Here is a 19,066-nt window from a genome sequence, read left to right as displayed (position 1 = left end):
ATTACTTCACCCACCCTTTTTGTCGGAGGTAATCTGCGGCGACTTTTTTCGCATCCAGCCCTTCTACGGCGATTCTGGCGTTCAACTGTTGCAGCGTTTTCTCATCAAGGCTGGCGAAAACGGGCTGCAGCCAGTCGGCTATCTGCGGATAGGCCTGTAACACCGATTCACGCACTACCGGCGCGGGCGCATAGATAGGCTGGACGCCTTTCGGGTCGCTCAGGGTTTGCAGACCCAGCGCGGCGACCGGGCCGTCGGTGCCATACGCCATCGCGGCGTTAACGCCGGATGTTTGTTGCGCGGCGGCTTTGATCGTGACCGCCGTATCGCCGCCCGCCAGCGACAAGAGCTGGTTCTGATTCAAGGTAAAATCATAGGCTTTTTCAAATGCCGGCAGCGCATCCGCCCGTTCGATAAATTCCGCAGACGCCGCCAGTTTAAAAGTGCCGCCCTCTTTCAGATAACGGCTGAGATCGGCAAGCGAGGAGAGTTTATTTTTTTCAGCGATGTCCTGGCGTACCGCGATGGTCCAGGTGTTATTTGCCGGCGCAGGCGTCAACCAGACCAGCTTATTCTGATCCGCATCCAGTTTTTTGACTTTCTCAAAGCCTTGCTTTGCATTCTTCCATGCCGGATCGTTTTCATCTTTAAAAAAGAACGCCCCGTTACCGGTATATTCCGGATAGATATCCAGCTCTCCGGCGGTAATCGCGCCACGAACGACTGGCGTCGTCCCGAGCTGAATTTTATTGACCGTTTTAACGCCGTGGCTTTCCAGTACCTGCAAAATCATGTTGCCGAGCAGCGCGCCTTCGGTATCAATCTTTGACCCGACCGTCACGGGCGATGCCGCCTGTAGAGGTAAACTCACCGTCGCCAGCAACGCCAGCGAACTTACCCATAGCTTTGAGATCGTCATGATGCTTTCCTCATCCTTTTACGGCCTTTTTCAGAGACTTGAGAAAAAAGCATAGTTGAAAAGTCTGCGTTTAACCTGGGATTTTCCGCCAGTGTAAGTGACGTGGCAGGCAATAAAAGGGGGGACAGAAAAAGTCATTGCCAGACAGGGCGCAGCTATCGCGCCCTGTTGACGGCAGGCTTACAGTAGCTCGAACGATCCTTGTTTAACGCGAGCGGAATCCACGCCGATAAAGACGTTGAACTTGCCGGGTTCCGCGTCATATTTCATCTGCTGATTCCAGAACTTCAACGCCTCGATATCAATCGGGAAACTCACGGTTTTACGTTCGCCGGGCTTGAGGGTGATTTTTTCAAAGCCTTTTAATTGCTTCACCGGGCGGCTCATTGACGCCGTGACATCCTGTAAGTACATCTGGATGACCGTAGCCCCTTCGCGTTTACCGGTGTTCGTGACCTCTACGCTGGCCGTGACTTTGCCGTCGCGTTGCATTGTCGGTGAGGAGAGCGTGACGTCAGACACCGTAAATGTGGTGTAGCTCAGACCGTAACCAAACGGATAGAGCGGGCCATTCGCTTCGTCAAAATAACGTGAGGTGTATTTGTTTGGCTTTTCAGGATTATACGGGCGTCCCGTATTGAGATGGCTGTAATAGACCGGAATTTGTCCCACCGAACGCGGGAAGGAGATCGGCAGTTTGCCTGACGGGTTGTAATCGCCAAACAGCACATCGGCAATGGCGTTGCCGCCTTCCGTCCCGGCAAACCAGGTCTCCAGAATCGCATCGGCCTGTTGATCTTCTTTTACCAGCGCCAGCGGTCTGCCGTTCATTAATACCAGTACCAGCGGCTTACCGGTGGCTTTCAGAGCGGTGATTAAGTCGCGCTGACTCTGCGGAATGGTGATATTGGTACGACTGGAGGCTTCATGCGCCATCCCCTGCGACTCGCCTACCACTGCGACCACTACATCGGCCTGTTTCGCCGCCTGCACCGCCTCATCAATCATCGCCTGCGGTGAGCGCGGATCGATTTTCACTGCCTCTTCATACAGGTTTAAGAAATCGACGATGCCTTTATCATTAGTGATATTCGCTCCTTTGGCATAGAGGATCTTCGCCCCGTCGCCGACGGCATTTTGAATACCCGCCAGCACCGTCACCGACTGATTCGCGACCCCAGCAGCAGACCAGCTTCCCATTACATCACGTTGACTGTCGGCCAGCGGCCCAACAACGGCAATGGTGCCCGATTTTTTCAGCGGCAACGTTTCCAGCCGGTTTTTCAGCAGTACCACACTTTCCCGCGCCACTTCCCGCGCCTCTTTACGATGCAGGCGGCTTTCGGCATTGGTGTCCACCGGATCGCTCTCTTTCGGCCCCAGATGGCTATAGGGGTCGTTAAACAATCCCATGTCATATTTTACGTTGAGCACATGGCGTGTCGCGTCGTCCAGTTCCGCCATCGTCACTTTGCCCGACTTAATCAGACCCGGCAGATATTTGCTGTAATACTCATCCGCCATGCTCATATCCACCCCTGCCTTTAGCGCCACGCGCACCGCATCTTCCGGGTCGGCCGCGGTACCGTGTTTAATCAGTTCTTTAATAGCGCCGTGGTCGGAAACGGTAATTCCCTTAAAGCCCCACTCATCGCGCAGGACATCTTTCAATAGCCAGGAATCTGACGTCGCAGGAGTGCCGTTCAGCGAGTTCAGCGCCACCATCACCGCGCCGCTCCCCGCATCCAGCCCCGCTTTGTATGGCGGCATATAGTCATTAAACAGACGCTGGGAACTCATATCCACGGTGTTGTATTCTTTACCGCCTTCAACGGCGCCATACGCGGCAAAATGTTTCACGCTGGTCATCACCGAATAGCGGTCCGCCGGGCTTTTGCCCTGCATCGCTTTCACCATGGTTTCGCCCATGATGGAGGTTAAATATGTATCTTCGCCAAAGCCTTCGGAGGCGCGTCCCCAACGCGGATCGCGGGAGACATCCACCATCGGCGCCCAGGTCATATTCAGACCGTCGTCCGCCGCTTCATACGCCGATACGCGTCCTACGGTTCTTACCGCATCCAGATTAAAAGAAGAAGCCAGACCGAGGCTTATCGGGAAGACGGTTCGCTGGCCGTGTACCACGTCATAGGCAAAAAAGAGAGGAATTTTCAGGCGGCTCAATGCCATCACCTGATCCTGCATTTGACGGATATCCTGGCGGGTGACGGTATTGAAAATCGCCCCTACCTGCCCGTCTTTGATCATCTCGCGAATCGCTTCTTTCGGGTTATCAGGGCCGACGCTAATCAGACGTAACTGACCAATTTTTTCATCGACAGTCATTTTCTTGAGTAAATCGGTGACGAACGCGTCGCGCGCTTCAGGCGTCAGCGGGTGATTGCCAAACAGGTTTTCCGCCAATGCTGGCTGCATCGCCAGACTCACAGCAACACCTACTGAACATAACCATTTCATGTTGAGTCTCTCTTTATCTTTATCCCGACGAGGCGGTAAAAACAGAATAAAAACCGCAGTTTGCCATAAGCCTAAACGCGAGAGGAGAAGAAAGCGAAGGTTATTCTCCTAATTTTCCGCACAGTCGAATACGCAGCCGCCAGCAAATGGTATCAAGGCGGCAAATGAATACCACCAACACAGAAACAATTTGAATGAGAAAGCGTATTGTCATACAAAGCGCTATGCTTAACGCTGATATTTTGTCCCACCACAAGGAGTGGAGAATGTCTTCCATAACAATGACTGATAATAAAACGTTCCTGAATGAGCTGACCCGCCTGGTAGGCCATTCTCACCTGCTGACAGACCCCGCCAAAACCGCCCGCTATCGCAAGGGTTTCCGTTCCGGTCAGGGCGACGCGCTGGCCGTTGTTTTCCCGGGTTCATTACTGGAATTGTGGCGTGTGCTCAACGCCTGCGTTAACGCTGACAAAATTATTCTGATGCAGGCCGCCAACACCGGTCTGACGGAAGGCTCCACGCCGAACGGCAACGACTACGATCGCGATATTGTGATTATCAGCACCCAGCGGCTGGATAAGCTGCACTTACTGGATAACGGCCAACAGGTTCTGGCCTGGCCCGGTACGACGCTCTATGCGCTGGAAAAAGCGCTTAAACCGCTGGGCCGTGAACCGCACTCGGTGATTGGTTCGTCGTGCATCGGCGCGTCGGTCATCGGCGGTATCTGTAATAACTCCGGCGGCTCGCTGGTGCAGCGCGGCCCGGCCTATACCGAGATGTCGCTCTTTGCCCGTATTGACGACCAAGGCAAACTGCAACTGGTCAATCATCTGGGTATCGATCTTGGGCATACGCCGGAGCAGATCCTGAGCAAGCTGGATGACGAACGGATTAAAGATGAGGATGTGCGCCACGATGGTCGTCATGCGCACGATCACGACTACGTGACGCGGGTACGAGATATCAACGCCGATACGCCCGCCCGCTATAACGCCGACCCGGACCGTTTGTTTGAATCTTCCGGCTGCGCCGGAAAACTGGCGGTTTTTGCCGTTCGCCTTGATACCTTTGCAGCGGAAAAAAATCAGCAGGTTTTTTATATCGGCACCAATCAGCCCGCGGTACTGACTGAAATCCGTCGGCATATTCTGGCGAACTTCGACAATCTGCCAGTGGCGGGAGAATATATGCATCGCGATATCTACGATATTGCGGAGCAGTACGGTAAAGATACCTTTCTGATGATCGATAAACTCGGCACCGACAAGATGCCATTCTTTTTCACGCTAAAAGGCCGAACCGATGCGATGCTGGAAAAAGTAAAATTTTTCCGTCCGCATTTCACCGACCGCGCGATGCAGAAATTCGGCCATCTGTTTCCCAGCCATCTGCCGCCACGAATGAAAAACTGGCGCGATAAATATGAGCATCATCTGCTGTTAAAAATGGCGGGAGACGGCGTCGCAGAAGCGCAACGCTGGCTGAATGAATTTTTTAAATCCGCTGAGGGCGGTTTCTTCACCTGTACGCCGGAAGAAGGCAGCAAAGCCTTCCTGCACCGCTTCGCCGCTGCTGGCGCGGCGATTCGTTATCAGGCCGTACACGCTGATGAAGTGGAAGATATTCTGGCGCTGGATATCGCTCTGCGCCGCAACGATACCGACTGGTTCGAGCATCTGCCGCCGGAAATCGACAGCCAACTGGTACATAAACTCTATTACGGTCACTTTATGTGCCACGTTTTTCATCAGGACTATATCGTGAAGAAAGGCGTCGACGTCCATGCGCTGAAAGCGCAAATGCTGGAGCTGTTGCAGGCGCGCGGGGCACAATACCCGGCGGAGCACAACGTTGGACATCTGTATAAAGCGCCGGAAACGCTGACGCGTTTTTATCGGCAAAATGACCCAACCAACAGTATGAACCCCGGTATCGGCAAAACGAGTAAGCGGAAATTCTGGCAGGAAAATACGCCCGACGAAACGCATTAACACGGTGCGGTTTACCGTGAAGCCCGGCGGCGCGATGCCTGCCGGGCCTGCGGCGACTTAATCGTTCTGTGCGGTTTGCGCTCCGGCGCTGGCGCTGGCTGCCGCCATTTGCGCGGCTTTTTGCTTTTTATAGCTCAGCGCGGCAGCCGGAACGGGCATGACTTTACCGGTTTCAATCCATGTACGCAGGCGACTGGCGTCCGCAAAGTGGGTATATTTGCCGAACGCGTCCATGACCACCAGCGCGACCGGTTTGTTATTGATCACGGTACGCATCACCAGGCAATGCCCCGCCGCATTGGTAAAGCCGGTTTTCGTTAACTGGATATTCCAGTTATCACGGTAGACCAAATGGTTGGTATTGCGAAACGGCAGCGTATACGCCGGATGCGAGAATGTCGCCATATCTTCGCGCGTGGTGCTTAGCTGGCCAATCAGCGGGTATTGCTTCGTGGCAATCAGCAATTTTGTTAAATCCCGCGCGGTCGAGACGTTATGAATCGACAGCCCCGTCGGCTCAACGAAGCGGGTATGCGTCATGCCCAGCGCTTTCGCCTTCGCATTCATCGCTTTAATAAACGCGTTATAACCGCCGGGATAATAGTGCGCCAGGCTTGCCGCCGCACGGTTTTCGGATGACATCAACGCCAGCAGCAACATATTTTTGCGGCTAATTTCGCTGTTCAGGCGCACGCGGGAGTAAACCCCTTTCATTTCCGGCGTCTGGCTGATATCGACCTTCAGTATTTCATCCAGCGGCAATCGCGCGTCGAGCACGACCATCGCTGTCATTAATTTGGTTATCGAGGCAATCGGACGCACCAGATCCGGGTGGTTCGAATAGATCACTTTATTGGTGTTGAGATCAACAATCATTGCGCTACCGGAGGCAATCTCAGGTTGAGACGCCGCGGTTGTCGCTGCCGTTTTCGCCACGGCCTGCGGGGCAAAAGGAACGGCCAACATCAGAGCAAGGCTCAGGAATGAAGCTCGGAATTTCAGCATGATGAGATTTCTGATAATGATTCACGCGCGTCGTAACGCACACCGCCTGAGCTAAGATTATACTCAAGCTAGCAGTGGCATCATAGCGGCACGCCAGCGTTGCCGCTACAGAAGAATCGTCAGCAAATGCTGCATTGCTGGCTTTTGCGCCAGCCCTTTTTCGCATCAGAACAGGCGGTAGCCGTATCCCCACAAGATCACAGTGATCGCCAGTAGCACCTCCAGGACCAGCACGCCGATAGCGAGCGTCGAACTGGAGAAGCTTAATCCTTCCTCTCTATTAATGTTAAGGAAAGTCGGAATCCCCAAATACAGCAAATAGCCGGTGTAAAAGAGCGCGACAGCGCCGACCAGTGCGCATAGCCATACCAGGGGATAGAGCGCCACCAGACCACTTAAAAACAGCGGCGTCGCGACATAGCCGGCAAAAACCATACAGCGCGCAAGCGATGGCCGTTGCGGATAGTTTCGCGCCATCCACCAGATGACGCGTCCCATCACCGCGACGCCCGCCAGCATCACGCCGTAGAACAAAACCGCCAGCGCAAAAGCGGTAAACAGCGAGAGTTGTAACACGTTGCCGTCGCCAAAATTCCAGCCGATTTGCGTCGTGCCGATAAAGGCGCAGACGACGGGAATCGCCGCCATCAGCAAAACATGGTGCGTATAGTGATGCGAAACGGTTTCGTTTTCGCTTTTGATCACCTGCATTTCCCGATCGGGATGGGAAAAAAGCCCCCATACATGGTTCATACTGCCCCCTTCTGCTGCCTCAGATGCCAGTATGTTCAAGTATAATTCAGTTTCTGGTTATTTTATGAACAATGGCAAAATAGTCTCCGGCAAAACGTCGGCTTTGCCGCGCACGCCTCTTGCCAGGGTGTATGCTTAATGCCGGAGGTGGTTTACGCATGGATATCAACACGCTTATTACGCATTATGGCTATGCGGCGCTGGTTATCGGCAGTATGGCCGAAGGTGAAACCGTTACCCTGTTGGGGGGCGTCGCGGCGCATCAGGGATTGCTCAAGTTTCCGCTGGTGGCGGCGGCTGTCGCGCTGGGAGGGATGATGGGCGATCAGCTACTTTATCTGTTAGGACGATGCTATGGCGGGAAGATCCTGCGTCGTTTCCCCCGTTATCATACGAAGATTCGTCGCGCGCAGAAAATGATCCAACGCCATCCGTATCTGTTTGTGATCGGCACGCGTTTTATGTACGGCTTCCGGGTGGTTGGCCCGCTGCTGATTGGCGCCAGCCGCCTGCCGCCTAAAATTTTTCTGCCGCTGAATATTGTAGGCGCGCTGATCTGGGCGTTACTGTTTACCACGCTGGGATATCTTGGCGGCGAGGTGATCGCGCCATGGCTACACGACCTCGATCAGCATCTCAGGCACGGGGTCTGGCTGATTCTGGCTATCGTCCTGGTGGTGGGCGTGCGCTGGTGGCTGAAAAGACGCGGCAAAGCGGAGGCCCGTTAAACCCGATGGTATCCGGATGGCATAACGCCGCCATCCGGCCCCCGGCGTTTATTTGGCGTTGAATTGCGGATTCGCCAGCATAAACCCGCCGTCGACAATCAGCGACTGACCGGTGGTATAGCTTGCTCCTTCCGAGCACAGCCAGGCGACGAGGCTGGCTATTTCATGCGTAGAACCCGGTCGGGCGATAGGGATCGAGGGTTCCGATCCCGGCTCAATGTCGCTGTCATCCATATCATTCATCGGTGTGGCGATAGCGCCTGGCGCAACGGCGTTGACCAAAATATGATGTTCAATCAGTTCCAGCGCCATGGATTTAGTCAATCCCCCCAGCGCATGTTTCGCCGCGGTATAGGCGCTGGCTTGCGGAAGCGGCGTATGCTCATGGACGGAGGTGATGTTGATAATACGCCCTCCCTCTCCTTGTTTAATCATATGCCGGGCGGCGATCTGCGCGCAGAGAAACGCGCCATCGACGTCCACGGTAAAAATTTGCCGCCACTGCGTAAACGGCATATCAATAAACGCGGATTTGGTCATCGCCCCGGCATTATTGACCAGCACGTCAACGCGCCCCAGGCGCTGGATAAGATGTTCAATGGCCTGCGCGCCCTCGGGTAACTGGCTCAGGTCAAGATGAATGGTCTCTGCCCGCACACCAAACTGCGCCGCTTTTTTCGCCGTCTCCTGCGCGCCGCGTTCATCGGAATGCCAGGTGATACCAATATCAAAACCGTTTTGTGCTAATAACAACGCACACGCTTTGCCAATTCCCGAATCTGATGCCGTTACAATTGCGACCTTGGTCATATTCCTCTCCGGATGATTCATACACAGCCTAAGTATAGGAACCCTGTCTGAATCATCCGGAAAAATCAGGAATGATAACCGCCGCCCAGCGCGCTGGTAAGCTGAATAGAGGCATCCAGCCACTGGCCCTGCAACAGCAAGCCGTTACACTGCTCGCGCAGTGCCGGGATTTTGGCCTCGCTCACGCGGGAACCCGCAATAATGCCGGCATTAAAGCGCGCTTGCGCCAGACCGACCACACGCTGCGCGTCATGCTCAATCTGCTGCTGATGCTGGTTTTTCTGCGCCAGCGTCTCTACTTGACTGGCGGCGCGCGCCACATCATTAACCGCATCTACCACCGCTTTGTTGTAGTTGGCGATAGAAAGGTTGCTTTGCGCTTTGGCGATATCGAGGTTGGCATTCAGCCTGCCGCTGTCGAAAATCGGCAGCGTCAGCCCGCCGGTAATACCATATTGCTGTGCGGAATGGCGGAACAGATCGCTCAGATGTAACGCATCCTGCTGTAAAAAAGCCATCAGATTGATATCGGGATAAAACGCGGCCTTCGCGGCGTCAATGCTGCTCAACGAGGATTCAATGTACCAGTGCGCGGCCTGTAGATCCGCCCGGCGCGCCAGCAACGAATACCCCAGTTGCGACGGTAACTGGCTTTCAACGGCGGGGAGACTCACCTGACGCAGCTTGAGCGCCGCCGATTGCGTATTGGTTAACGCGCTGAGCCGCGCTTCAATCACCTTCATTTTACCGTTAACGTCATTCAACTGCTGCTGGGTTTTACTGGCGTCGATATCGGTCTCGACCCCTTCAACAGAAGAAGTAATACCGTGTTGATACAGCTCCCGGTTTACCGCCACCACGTTTTGCTGCTCATGCTCGATTTGCATCAGCACATTTTTCAGCGCCGCCTGCGTCTGCCACTCCCAGTAGAGTCGCGCCACGCCGCTTGCCAGCAGTTGTCGGGTTTGCTCCTGCTCCGCTTCGCGCGCTTTGACCGCCCCGATCCGCGCGGTAACTTCAGCGCGGTTTTTCCCCCATAAATCCAGATCCCAGCCCGCCGTCAGGCCGAATGTACCGTTGGTATACCACGGCCCGGTCGTTCCCGCCGCAGGGTCGGTAATCGCGAATGGCCCCATCAGCCCTTCCGCGGACATTCGCTGGCGCTCAATGTCGGCAGAAAAGTCGAGCTGCGGGCCGTCCTGCGCCTCAACCGCTTTCGCCTGCGCTTCCGCCAGTTGAATACGCTGTTCAGCCACCTGCATATCCGGCGAATGCTGTATGGCATTATCAATCAGCGCGTCAAGCTGCGCATCGTGATACGCCTTCCACCACTGGCTATCCGGCCAACCGTTTTTCAATGCCGCCGGCAGGCTGGAATCAACATGAGAAGAGGGCGTCTGCTGGGTCAGCGACTGGCGGGTATCGTGCATAGGGGCGCAGCCCGCCAGCAAAATAAAAAGCGGTAAGCTCGCTGTCGCGGCAAGGAAAGAATTACGATTCATGGAGGTGTTCTGATAAAAAAAGGTGCGCAGAGAGTACGTCTTACGGCGATCTATTTTTTAGTTACGCGTGGCAATACATCATCAGACAACAAAAGACATATTTTGAAATTTATATGATTAGCAAATAATTTCATCTGATACATTTTTTGATGTAATACTTCAATGAAAAGTCCCACTAACCCGTTCATAAATGAACGATTTTGCTGCAATACGCGCCAGCAGCCTTCATGAGTTAAACGTCGCCGCGCCCAACAAAGCAGCAGATGGCTTAATACTTTCCTATACTTTGTTTGTATTTACCAATAAAGGGACAAACAATGAAAATTCTTCTATGGGCAATCTTAATTATTTTTCTGATTGGGCTGTTGGTGGTAACGGGCGTGTTTAAGATGATTTTCTGATTCCTGCGCCGGGCAGCGATAATGTCTGCCCGGCACACGTTCTGGACGCTGTAGAGATTAGGTTTTAATAGCCTGAATCGCCCGCGCAATCTCGGATGAACGGTTTAACGCCCGAATCGACTGAAAGAGTTCCGTTGCCTCAATATATTCCTTACGTAAATATCCCAACCACTGTTTAATACGCGCGACATGGTATAAACCGGTATCGCCCTGCTTTTCCAGTCGGGTATATTTTTGTAATAACGCAACCACTTCCGGCCACGGCATACGCGGTTCGTTATACTTCACCACCCGACTCAGGTTAGGAATATTTAACGCCCCACGGCCAATCATCACCGCATCGCAGCCGCTGGTCGCCATACATGCCTGCGCGCTCTGCCAGTCCCAGATTTCGCCATTAGCGATAACCGGAATAGTCAGACGCTGGCGTATTTCGCCGATCGCCTGCCAGTCGATATGCTCGGCGCGGTAGCCCTGCGCTTTGGTACGACCATGCACCACCAGTTCACTGGCGCCAGCCTGCTGCACAGCATCGGCGATTTCAAATTTTCTATCGCCGCTATCCCAGCCGAGACGCACTTTTACCGTCACCGGCAGATGCGACGGTACCGCGGCCCGCATCGCTTTCGCGCCCTGATAGATGAGTTCGGGATCTTTGAGCAATGTCGCGCCGCCGCCGCTGCCGTTCACCACTTTTGACGGACAGCCGCAGTTCAGGTCCACGCCATACGATCCCAACGTCGTCGCCCGCGCGGCGTTTTCCGCCAGCCACTGCGGATGCTGGCCCAGAAGCTGAATACGCACCGGCGTGCCGGACGGCGTGCGGCTGGCGTGATGCAACTCCGGGCAGATGCGATGAAACACTTTTACCGGCAGCAGCTGATCCACCACGCGCACAAATTCGGTGATGCAGAGATCGTAATCATTCACTTCGGTCAGCAGCTCGCGCACTAACGCGTCGAGCACGCCTTCCATCGGCGCCAGTAAAACACGCATATCGGTATCCACAGCAAAAAAAGAGGCGCTATCATAACGCCTCTCTGCGATGAGCAAAACTTTTTGCCGGGTGGCGGCGCAAACGCCACGCTACGTCACGTAAGGCGCTCAACGCGGCTCAAGACAGTTATCTTCTTTCCAGCCGTACAGCCATTCGATACCGCGATAAAACGCCTCCTGCGATTTTCCTTTCCACAACAGATTACGTACCTGACGCTCCACCCCGGCGGCGTGATAGAGACGCCCCATCTCGCGGGTAGACCAGACGATACGCGCCGTGCGGGGAATACGCACCGACTCATACAGCGCAAATGCCTGCTGCGCGTCACCGTCGCAGCGTTCCAGCGCTTTGCCCAGCGTGACGGCGTCTTCCAGCGCCATACAGGCGCCCTGGGCCATATATTGCGCCACCGGATGCGCGGCGTCGCCCACCAGAGTGATACGCTCGGTTCCCCATTTCGCGACCGGCTCGCGATCGGCGGTCGACCAGCGGCGCCAGGAGGTCGGCTTATCCAGCATCTGACGCGGGCGGGGATGAATACCGGCAAAATAAGAGAGCACCTCTTCTTTACTGCCGTCTTTCACGCCCCACTCTTCTTGCTGGCGGCTGTGGAATGTCACCACCAGATTGTACTGTTGGCCTCCGCGCAGCGGATAATGGACCAGGTGACAATGCGGGCCTGCCCACAGCACCGGCGCATTAATACGTAAATCGTCCGGCATATCGTCGCAATCAATCACCGCCCGATAGACTACATGCCCCGTTACGCGCGGCGCGTCGCCGAGTAAACTTTGCCGCACGACCGATTTAACGCCGTCGCAGCCCACGAGAATATCCGCCGTCCAGCTATTTCCCTGCTCATCAAACACCGTAACGTCATCCGGCGTCTGGCGGATATCGACAATATGGGTCGAGGTACGATACTCCACGCCAGGGTGCGTCAGCACCGCTTCCCATACCGTTGCATGAATATCTACCCGGTGAATTACCGCATACGGCCCGCCAAAATGGTCGCGGAACGCCTGTCCGGTTTCAATGCGTACCACTTCTTCGGCATTCACGGCATCCATCATGGTAATGTGATCGGTAAACACCGCACGCTGGCGGGCAACATCGCCCACACCGAGACTATCCAGCGCCGAAAAAGCGTTCGGCCCAAGCTGAATACCCGCGCCAATCTCGCCAATTTCGTGCGCTTTTTCCAGCAGCATGACTTTTATTCCCTGGCGCGCCAGCGACAGCGCGGTCGCCGCGCCGCCGATTCCGCCACCTACAATAATTGCGCTTGTCACGTGAGTCATGGTCATTCTCCTTTTCAGGCCGGGATTTTATCTTGTTGATTTTCCGGCGCGGCGGCAATAAACGCCGGTAGCTGTACGCAGGCGTCATAAACGGCTTTACAGCGCGGATAGCCTGATAAATCGCAGCCCATCCTGAGCGCATTCGCCCACTGAGGAATCAGGCAGCAGTCCGCAAGGCCTGGCGCGTCGCCCACGCAGAATCGTCCGGACTGACTTTTACGCAATAGCTGCTCTACCGCGCTTAACCCTTGCTGTATCCAGTGGGCGTACCAGCGTTTTTTATCCTCTTCGCTAACCTTCAGCTCATCGGTCAGGTAGCGCAACACGCGCATGTTATTGATTGGGTGTATATCGCAGGCGATAGCGTAGACAATTTCCAGCGCCTGGCTGCGCGCCGGGTCGCTCGTCGGCAGCAGCGGCGTTTGCGGAAAATGTCGGTCCAGCCAGTCGACGATGGCCAGCGATTGCCCCAACGATTCGCCGTCATCAGTGACCAGCGTCGGCACCAGGCCTACCGGATTCATCCGTCGGTAGGCCAGCGCATTCTGCTGGCCGATACGAATATTGACGCCCACTGTCTGGTAATCAATCCCCTTTAACGCCAGCGCAATACGTACACGATAAGACGCCGAACTATTAAAGAAACTGTACAGCTTCATCGTTCACCTCAGACAATTTTCACAGCAATCGGCGTCAGACCTTCTACGTTCCCGGTGATGACATCTCCTTTCACCACTGCGCCCACCCCCTCTGGCGTACCGGTGAAAATCAAATCGCCTGGCTGCAATTCAAAAAAGCCGGACAAATAGCTGATGGTTTCATTCACCGACCAAATCAGATGACGAATATCGCTGCGCTGATGGTCTTCGCCGTTAACCTGTAGCCAAATAGGGGCGTTATCCACATTATGCGTTTCAGCGGCTTTGTGTAATGGCGCAATGGGCGCGGAGAGATCGAACGCTTTGCCAATTTCCCACGGGCGTCCCATCTGACGCATTTCCATCTGACGATCGCGACGCGTCATGTCCAGACCTGTGGCGTATCCCCAGACATATTCATGGGCTTTTTCCAGCGGGATATCGCTCCCCTTTTTACCAATCGCCACCACCAGCTCAATTTCATAATGGTAGTTATCGGTCTGCGCCGGATACGGCAGTTCCAGGGTATCCCCCTCCGCTACCGGGACGACAGCGTCCGCTGGTTTACAAAAGAAGAACGGCGGTTCGCGATCGGGATCAAAGCCCATTTCACGGGCATGGGCGGCATAGTTGCGACCCACGCAGTAAACGCGACGTACCGGAAACTGCTCATCACTGCCCGCCACGGGTACTGTCACTGGGGCCTGCGGCTGGAATACATATTTGGTCATGTTCTCTCTCCCTAATTAATAACGTGCTTCGCGGAACAGCCCCAGGGCTTCCTGAACCGGCTTGTCCGAAAAGCTGAATAACACCGTGTCTTCGCTGCTGCGAAACGACACCTCATGCCAGGTCGGCGCCACAAAAATGTCTTTTGCGGAAAAATGAAAAGTTTCGTTGCCGATAGTGACCTGCCCTGCCCCTTCAACGACGTGGTAGATAGTGCTGTCGGTGCTCCGCGCCACACGCGAGGCAAAGCCTTTTGGCAACAGTTGCAGGAACGCGCCCATCGACGGCATCGGATAACCGCCGGTGACGGGATTAACGTAACGCAGCTTGTAACCTTCCCACTCATCCGGATCGCCCATACGGGTCAGATCGTGCAGCGCCTCGCGGCTGCGGTCGTAACGGTAGTTGAAAATCGGCGACGAGTTCCCGCGCTGGTGGCGCAGCGGCAGCATATTCGCTGCATAGCGCGGCAGATAATCGCCCTCTTTTCGAGTCACCGGCTGCTGATCTTCGGGATAGTCTTCCGCAAAACCACAGCCCAGGAGATTGACTAACGGCAGATCCAGACCATCCAGCCATACCACCGGCTCTGATCCCGGATTACCATGATCGTGCCAGCGCCACTGCGGCGTCAGGATAAAATCGCCGGTATGCATTGGCGTGCGCTCGCCATCCACCGCGGTAAATGCGCCTTTACCTTCGACGATAAAACGCAGCGCCGACTGGTTATGGCGATGACTCGGCGCGACTTCGCCGGGCAGGATCAGCTGTAAACCAGCGTATAAGGTCGCCGTGATCGACGACTGACCGCGCAATGCCGGATTTTCCAGCACCAGCACCCGGCGGATCGCCTCTTTCGCGCCAATGACATTGCCGCTTTCCATCAGTAGCGGACGAATTTCCTGATAATTCCAGTAGGCCGGCGCGCAGTTGGCGTTTGGCGTCTGCGGTACCAGGTGATGTAACGATTCCCACAGCGGCGTCAGATTCTGCCCGGAAATATGCTGGTAATACTGTTGACGGCTATCTTTTACGTTCTGATTTATTTCAGACATGGAGATTCTCCTTATTCGTTTACGACGCTGGCACGCGGCAGGTCGTCAGGTACAGAAATCGAAAGGCGGACAACCACCGTCAGCAGGGTAAGCATTACCGCGCTGATAGCCGCCGGAATAGCAATGACAAAAAACAACGTATCGAAAGAGAAATTGAGGGCCATCATCATGCCGCCGGAGAGCGAACCGACAATCGCCCCGCAGCGTCCAATGGCGTTCGACCAGCTCACGCCCGTCGCCCGGCTTTGGGTGGGGTACAGCGTCGCCGTCAGAGCATTAAGCCCTACCTGGGAACCGCTAATACCGATGCCGGTACCAAAAATTGCCAGCGCCATCAGCCAAAGGCCGTTTTCGCTCAGGCCTATCATGACAATGCAAACCGCGCCCAGCGCATAGCTCACCGCCAGTACCCGGAACGGGTTAAGCCGGTCCATCAATACGCCGAGTAACAGCGCGCCAAGCGTGCCGCCAACCTGGAATGCGGCAGTCACCCAAGACGCCTGTTGCAGATCAATACCGCGATGGTTAAGTAACGTCGGCATCCAGCTGGAAAGCAGATAGATAATGAGCAGGCTCATAAAGAACACCACCCATAACATCAGGGTAATGACAAGCTGTCGCCCGGCAAAAAGCTGGCGAATACTGCCTTTGGCGACGGCTGCCGTCTCATGCAGAAAGAATTGCGTATCGTGATAGCGCTCGCCGGTAATGGCGCTGACCGTCCGGGCGACAACGGCTTGCGGTAGTTGGCGGCGTACCTGCCAGCGGGGAGATTCCGGCAGCGCGAACAGCAGGCCGAAAAACAGCATCAAAGGCAAGATGCCGCCTAGCGCCAGAATTCCGTGCCAGCCAATCAGCGGCACCAGTTGCGCGCTCACAATCCCACCCATCGCCGACCCCAGGGTAAAACCGCAGAACATCAGCGTGACCAGCGCTCCGCGTCGACGAGCGGGAAGGTATTCCGACGTCATGGTGATGGTATTCGGCATCGCTCCGCCCAGTCCCAGACCGGTTAAGAAGCGCAGCAACACCAGGGTTTCTATATCCGGCGAGAAAGCGGAAAGCAGGCTCAATGCGCCGAATAGCGCCACGCAAAGCTCAATGACCCGCTTGCGGCCAAAGCGATCCGCCAGCGGCCCGCATAGCAGCGCGCCGGCCGTAAGCCCCAGCAGCCCTGCGCCAAACAGCGGCGCAAGTTCGCTGGCGCTTAGCTGCCAGTGGGTACGAATATCCGGGGCGATGAAGCCAATCGCGGCGGTGTCGAAACCATCGAGCATAACCACCAGAAAACAGCAGATGATAACGCGCCACTGCATTTTGCCGACGGGCGCGGCATCAATAAGGGCTTGTAGATCACGTCGTTGAGTCATAGCTAATGCCTCAGTGCAGGGAGATAGATGTTGTTTTTATGTTTGCTATGTTACGAGTTTGTAGAGTGAGCGATAAAATGTACAATGGCTTTTCAGGCAGAGACATAACCTGGAGGTTATAGCGAATGGCGAACTGGGCGCAGAAATTGAAATTACATCACCTGCAAACGCTGGTTGCGCTGGGCGAACAGGGCAACCTGACGCACGTCGCCCGGATGATGAATATCTCCCAGCCGGCGCTATCGAAGTGGTTATCTCAACTCGAAGATGAGATAGGCATCACGCTTTTTGAGCGCCACAGTAAAGGGCTACGCCCCTCGGAAGGCGGTAAATTACTGCTCCAGCACGCCCAGCGCCTAATTAACGATCTGGAGCGTTCACAGTATGAAATCGCCCGTTTCAAGCAGGGCGGCCTGGTTGGCAGCCTGAAGATCGGCTGTTCGCCCGTGGCGACTGACTGCGTATCACAGGCGATTCTGAGCCTGCTTAACGAAATGCCGACGCTGCATCTGAATATTGAAGAAAAGGTAATGACGCCGCTGCTGCACGATTTGCTTGCCGGTCAGGTGGATGTGGTGGTAGGGCGTGTCGGCGGACGCGCCCTGCAACTGCCGCTTAATTATCAGGTACTTTATACCGAGCCGGTCTGCTTTGTGGCGCGTCCGCACCATCCGCTGGCCGCGCGAGCGCAGATTGCCTGGAGCGATCTGGCGCACTGGCGGTGGATAGTCTGGCCAACCGGCACCCCTATTCGCATCAGTATTGATAACGCCCTCGTCGATAACGGCGTCATGCTCCCGGAAAACACCATTGAATCGGCGTCAATGAACGTCAGCACCAATTTGCTGCAAAGCAGCGATATGATCTCTATTCTTTCTTTACGGCTGGCGCAACGCTATGCCAGCCAGGGGCAACTGGCGATTTTAAACTTGCCAAAAATTGAGCAAAAAGGCAGCGTAGGGATGTTCTGGCGTAAGAATGAGACGCCGTCTTTGGCCCTGAGTCGCTTTTTGTATTTTTTAGCCCAGGTTTAACGCCGCCGACCAGGGGCATTGCCCGATGTTCCTGCTGTCTATACCCACTATGCTAAGAATTCATGATGTGATCGGTAGCACGTTTTAACGTTTAATTGTATGATGAATCTATCTCATCAAGGGCTTTAAACATGAGTAAGTCACTGAATATTATCTGGCAATATGTACGCGCTTTTGTATTGATTTATGCCTGTTTGTACGCAGGCATTTTTCTTGCATCACTGCTTCCTATCACTATTCCCGGCAGCATTATCGGGATGTTAATTCTGTTTGTATTGCTGGCGCTGCAAATTCTGCCGGCAAAGTGGGTTAACCCCGGCTGCTATGTGCTGATTCGTTATATGGCGTTGCTGTTTGTGCCGATTGGCGTCGGGGTCATGCAATATTTTGACTTACTGCGCGCGCAATTCGGCCCGGTGGTGGTCTCTTGCGCTATCAGTACGCTGGTCGTTTTTGTGGTCGTAAGCTGGAGTTCACATCTGATACACGGTGAGCGTAAAGTGGTTGGGCAGAAGGGAACGAAAAAATGATGACATATATCTGGTGGTCGTTACCGCTGACGCTGGCGGTATTTTTCGCCGCCCGCAGACTGGCGGCGCATTTTAAAATGCCGTTGCTGAATCCGCTGCTGGTGGCAATGGTAGTCATTATTCCTTTTCTGTTGCTGACCGGTATTCCCTACGAGCACTACTTCAAAGGCAGCGAAGTACTTAACGATCTGCTGCAACCGGCGGTGGTGGCGCTGGCCTATCCCCTTTATGAACAGTTGCACCAGATTCGCGCGCGTTGGAAATCCATTATTAGCATCTGTTTTGTCGGCAGTCTGGTAGCGATGATTACCGGGACATCCGTTGCCTTGCTGATGGGCGCAACGCCTGAAATCGCGGCATCGGTACTGCCTAAATCCGTGACTACGCCTATCGCGATGGCGGTGGGCGACAGCATCGGCGGCATCCCCGCGATCAGCGCGGTATGCGTAATTTTTGTCGGTATTCTGGGCGCGGTGTTTGGCCACACGCTGTTAAACGCGATGCACATCCGTACTAAGGCCGCACGCGGGCTGGCAATGGGGACCGCCTCACATGCGCTCGGTACTGCGCGCTGTGCCGAGCTGGATTACCAGGAAGGCGCGTTTAGCTCCCTGGCGCTGGTGATCTGCGGCATTATTACCTCGCTGGTAGCGCCCTTTTTGTTTCCGCTCATTCTGGCGGTAATGCGCTAACGACGGGACAAAAGACCGGGTTAAAATTTGCGATACGTCGCGCATTTTTCATTGAAGTTTCACATGTTGCATAAGCAATGAGATTTAGATCACATATTAAGACATAGCAGGCCCGTAAACTACGGTT

The 19,066-nt window shown here is 54.8% G+C and carries 18 protein-coding genes; 6 read left to right on the top strand and 12 right to left on the bottom strand.

The annotated features are described in order from the left end of the window. Position 1: 1 nt before the first annotated feature. Both HU143_RS08260 and bglX read right to left on the bottom strand, forming a co-directional pair. Entirely contained in the window at positions 2-919 is a 918-nt protein-coding gene (locus HU143_RS08260; protein ID WP_023226724.1) for an ABC transporter substrate-binding protein, read from the bottom strand. Positions 920-1,099: 180 nt separating this feature from the next. Continuing rightward, positions 1,100-3,397: a beta-glucosidase BglX gene (bglX, locus tag HU143_RS08255; protein ID WP_000871560.1), complete on the bottom strand. Its 2,298-nt coding sequence runs from the start codon at positions 3,395-3,397 to the stop codon at positions 1,100-1,102. Between the two features lie 266 nt (positions 3,398-3,663). On the opposite strand from bglX, the gene dld reads away from it, so the two are divergent. After that, the gene (gene dld / locus HU143_RS08250; protein ID WP_023226725.1) at positions 3,664-5,394 is read left to right on the top strand and encodes a D-lactate dehydrogenase; all 1,731 of its coding nucleotides are present in this window, start codon (positions 3,664-3,666) and stop codon (positions 5,392-5,394) included. Between the two features lie 57 nt (positions 5,395-5,451). Here dld and pbpG read toward each other — a convergent pair whose 3' ends face one another. Further along, positions 5,452-6,399 carry a D-alanyl-D-alanine endopeptidase gene (pbpG, locus tag HU143_RS08245; protein ID WP_000911555.1) on the bottom strand — a complete coding sequence of 316 codons (948 nt, stop codon included), beginning with the start codon at positions 6,397-6,399 and terminating at the stop codon, positions 5,452-5,454. Between the two features lie 165 nt (positions 6,400-6,564). Then, positions 6,565-7,152, bottom strand: coding sequence for a Yip1 family protein (locus HU143_RS08240; RefSeq protein WP_001017057.1), 588 nt, complete (start codon positions 7,150-7,152; stop codon positions 6,565-6,567). Positions 7,153-7,310: 158 nt separating this feature from the next. Here HU143_RS08240 and HU143_RS08235 point away from each other — a divergent pair, with 158 nt between their 5' ends. After that, complete coding sequence (locus HU143_RS08235; protein ID WP_001523476.1) at positions 7,311-7,880, top strand: DedA family protein; 570 nt, start codon at positions 7,311-7,313, stop codon at positions 7,878-7,880. A gap of 48 nt (positions 7,881-7,928) precedes the next feature. On the opposite strand, the gene HU143_RS08230 is transcribed toward HU143_RS08235, so the two are convergent. Both HU143_RS08230 and mdtQ read right to left on the bottom strand, forming a co-directional pair. Continuing rightward, a complete protein-coding gene (locus HU143_RS08230; protein WP_000169608.1) occupies positions 7,929-8,690 on the bottom strand; it encodes an SDR family oxidoreductase in 762 nt (253 codons plus the stop codon). A gap of 65 nt (positions 8,691-8,755) precedes the next feature. Further along, the gene (gene mdtQ / locus HU143_RS08225; protein WP_001081453.1) at positions 8,756-10,192 is read right to left on the bottom strand and encodes a multidrug resistance outer membrane protein MdtQ; all 1,437 of its coding nucleotides are present in this window, start codon (positions 10,190-10,192) and stop codon (positions 8,756-8,758) included. 317 nt (positions 10,193-10,509) lie between these two features. On the opposite strand from mdtQ, the gene yohP reads away from it, so the two are divergent. Next, the gene (yohP, locus tag HU143_RS24820) at positions 10,510-10,593 is read left to right on the top strand and encodes a small membrane protein YohP (protein ID WP_000698460.1); all 84 of its coding nucleotides are present in this window, start codon (positions 10,510-10,512) and stop codon (positions 10,591-10,593) included. 57 nt (positions 10,594-10,650) lie between these two features. Here yohP and dusC read toward each other — a convergent pair whose 3' ends face one another. From dusC to HU143_RS08190, 6 genes are all read right to left on the bottom strand, one after another. Next, positions 10,651-11,589 carry a tRNA dihydrouridine(16) synthase DusC gene (gene dusC, locus HU143_RS08215; RefSeq protein ID WP_023227094.1) on the bottom strand — a complete coding sequence of 313 codons (939 nt, stop codon included), beginning with the start codon at positions 11,587-11,589 and terminating at the stop codon, positions 10,651-10,653. Between the two features lie 108 nt (positions 11,590-11,697). Then, positions 11,698-12,891, bottom strand: a complete 1,194-nt coding sequence (locus HU143_RS08210) for a 3-hydroxybenzoate 6-monooxygenase (RefSeq protein ID WP_000150113.1) — start codon at positions 12,889-12,891, stop codon at positions 11,698-11,700. 14 nt (positions 12,892-12,905) lie between these two features. Further along, the gene (gene maiA, locus HU143_RS08205; protein WP_000781183.1) at positions 12,906-13,550 is read right to left on the bottom strand and encodes a maleylacetoacetate isomerase; all 645 of its coding nucleotides are present in this window, start codon (positions 13,548-13,550) and stop codon (positions 12,906-12,908) included. Between the two features lie 8 nt (positions 13,551-13,558). After that, entirely contained in the window at positions 13,559-14,260 is a 702-nt protein-coding gene (locus tag HU143_RS08200) for a fumarylacetoacetate hydrolase family protein (protein WP_000170626.1), read from the bottom strand. A 15-nt stretch (positions 14,261-14,275) separates the two neighbouring features. After that, positions 14,276-15,313 (bottom strand): gentisate 1,2-dioxygenase, encoded by a 1,038-nt coding sequence (gtdA, locus tag HU143_RS08195; protein WP_001289857.1) that lies wholly within the window; start codon positions 15,311-15,313, stop codon positions 14,276-14,278. An 11-nt stretch (positions 15,314-15,324) separates the two neighbouring features. After that, positions 15,325-16,683: an MFS transporter gene (locus HU143_RS08190; protein ID WP_000194222.1), complete on the bottom strand. Its 1,359-nt coding sequence runs from the start codon at positions 16,681-16,683 to the stop codon at positions 15,325-15,327. A gap of 125 nt (positions 16,684-16,808) precedes the next feature. On the opposite strand from HU143_RS08190, the gene HU143_RS08185 reads away from it, so the two are divergent. The 3 genes from HU143_RS08185 to HU143_RS08175 all read left to right on the top strand — a co-directional run bounded on the left by HU143_RS08185 (position 16,809) and on the right by HU143_RS08175 (position 18,939). Then, positions 16,809-17,717, top strand: a complete 909-nt coding sequence (locus HU143_RS08185) for a LysR substrate-binding domain-containing protein (RefSeq protein WP_000024658.1) — start codon at positions 16,809-16,811, stop codon at positions 17,715-17,717. A 131-nt stretch (positions 17,718-17,848) separates the two neighbouring features. Next, on the top strand, positions 17,849-18,247 hold the full coding sequence (locus tag HU143_RS08180) for a CidA/LrgA family protein (protein ID WP_023227095.1): 399 nt from the start codon (positions 17,849-17,851) through the stop codon (positions 18,245-18,247). Next, entirely contained in the window at positions 18,244-18,939 is a 696-nt protein-coding gene (locus tag HU143_RS08175) for a CidB/LrgB family autolysis modulator (RefSeq protein WP_023227096.1), read from the top strand. Before HU143_RS08180 ends, HU143_RS08175 begins: the two co-directional genes overlap by 4 nt. Positions 18,940-19,066 lie beyond the last annotated feature (127 nt).

It is taken from the genome of Salmonella sp. SJTUF14076, assembly GCF_015534835.1.
Lineage (GTDB): Bacteria > Pseudomonadota > Gammaproteobacteria > Enterobacterales > Enterobacteriaceae > Salmonella > Salmonella enterica.
Note: the sequence above shows the minus strand (reverse complement) of the source record. Positions and strands in the feature narration are given on the sequence as shown.

What these genes read in the sequence shown, in the direction of transcription:
- pbpG (WP_000911555.1), bottom strand. Translation starts at nt 6,399, where the DNA reads ATGCTGAAATTCCGAGCTTCATTCCTGAGCCTTGCTCTGATGTTGGCC.
- HU143_RS08200 (WP_000170626.1), bottom strand. Translation starts at nt 14,260, where the DNA reads ATGACCAAATATGTATTCCAGCCGCAGGCCCCAGTGACAGTACCCGTG.
- HU143_RS08185 (WP_000024658.1), top strand. Translation starts at nt 16,809, where the DNA reads ATGGCGAACTGGGCGCAGAAATTGAAATTACATCACCTGCAAACGCTG.
- HU143_RS08240 (WP_001017057.1), bottom strand. Translation starts at nt 7,152, where the DNA reads ATGAACCATGTATGGGGGCTTTTTTCCCATCCCGATCGGGAAATGCAG.
- bglX (WP_000871560.1), bottom strand. Translation starts at nt 3,397, where the DNA reads ATGAAATGGTTATGTTCAGTAGGTGTTGCTGTGAGTCTGGCGATGCAG.
- HU143_RS08210 (WP_000150113.1), bottom strand. Translation starts at nt 12,891, where the DNA reads ATGACTCACGTGACAAGCGCAATTATTGTAGGTGGCGGAATCGGCGGC.
- HU143_RS08230 (WP_000169608.1), bottom strand. Translation starts at nt 8,690, where the DNA reads ATGACCAAGGTCGCAATTGTAACGGCATCAGATTCGGGAATTGGCAAA.
- HU143_RS08175 (WP_023227096.1), top strand. Translation starts at nt 18,244, where the DNA reads ATGATGACATATATCTGGTGGTCGTTACCGCTGACGCTGGCGGTATTT.
- mdtQ (WP_001081453.1), bottom strand. Translation starts at nt 10,192, where the DNA reads ATGAATCGTAATTCTTTCCTTGCCGCGACAGCGAGCTTACCGCTTTTT.
- maiA (WP_000781183.1), bottom strand. Translation starts at nt 13,550, where the DNA reads ATGAAGCTGTACAGTTTCTTTAATAGTTCGGCGTCTTATCGTGTACGT.
- HU143_RS08260 (WP_023226724.1), bottom strand. Translation starts at nt 919, where the DNA reads ATGACGATCTCAAAGCTATGGGTAAGTTCGCTGGCGTTGCTGGCGACG.
- HU143_RS08235 (WP_001523476.1), top strand. Translation starts at nt 7,311, where the DNA reads ATGGATATCAACACGCTTATTACGCATTATGGCTATGCGGCGCTGGTT.
- dld (WP_023226725.1), top strand. Translation starts at nt 3,664, where the DNA reads ATGTCTTCCATAACAATGACTGATAATAAAACGTTCCTGAATGAGCTG.
- HU143_RS08180 (WP_023227095.1), top strand. Translation starts at nt 17,849, where the DNA reads ATGAGTAAGTCACTGAATATTATCTGGCAATATGTACGCGCTTTTGTA.
- yohP (WP_000698460.1), top strand. Translation starts at nt 10,510, where the DNA reads ATGAAAATTCTTCTATGGGCAATCTTAATTATTTTTCTGATTGGGCTG.
- HU143_RS08190 (WP_000194222.1), bottom strand. Translation starts at nt 16,683, where the DNA reads ATGACTCAACGACGTGATCTACAAGCCCTTATTGATGCCGCGCCCGTC.
- gtdA (WP_001289857.1), bottom strand. Translation starts at nt 15,313, where the DNA reads ATGTCTGAAATAAATCAGAACGTAAAAGATAGCCGTCAACAGTATTAC.
- dusC (WP_023227094.1), bottom strand. Translation starts at nt 11,589, where the DNA reads ATGCGTGTTTTACTGGCGCCGATGGAAGGCGTGCTCGACGCGTTAGTG.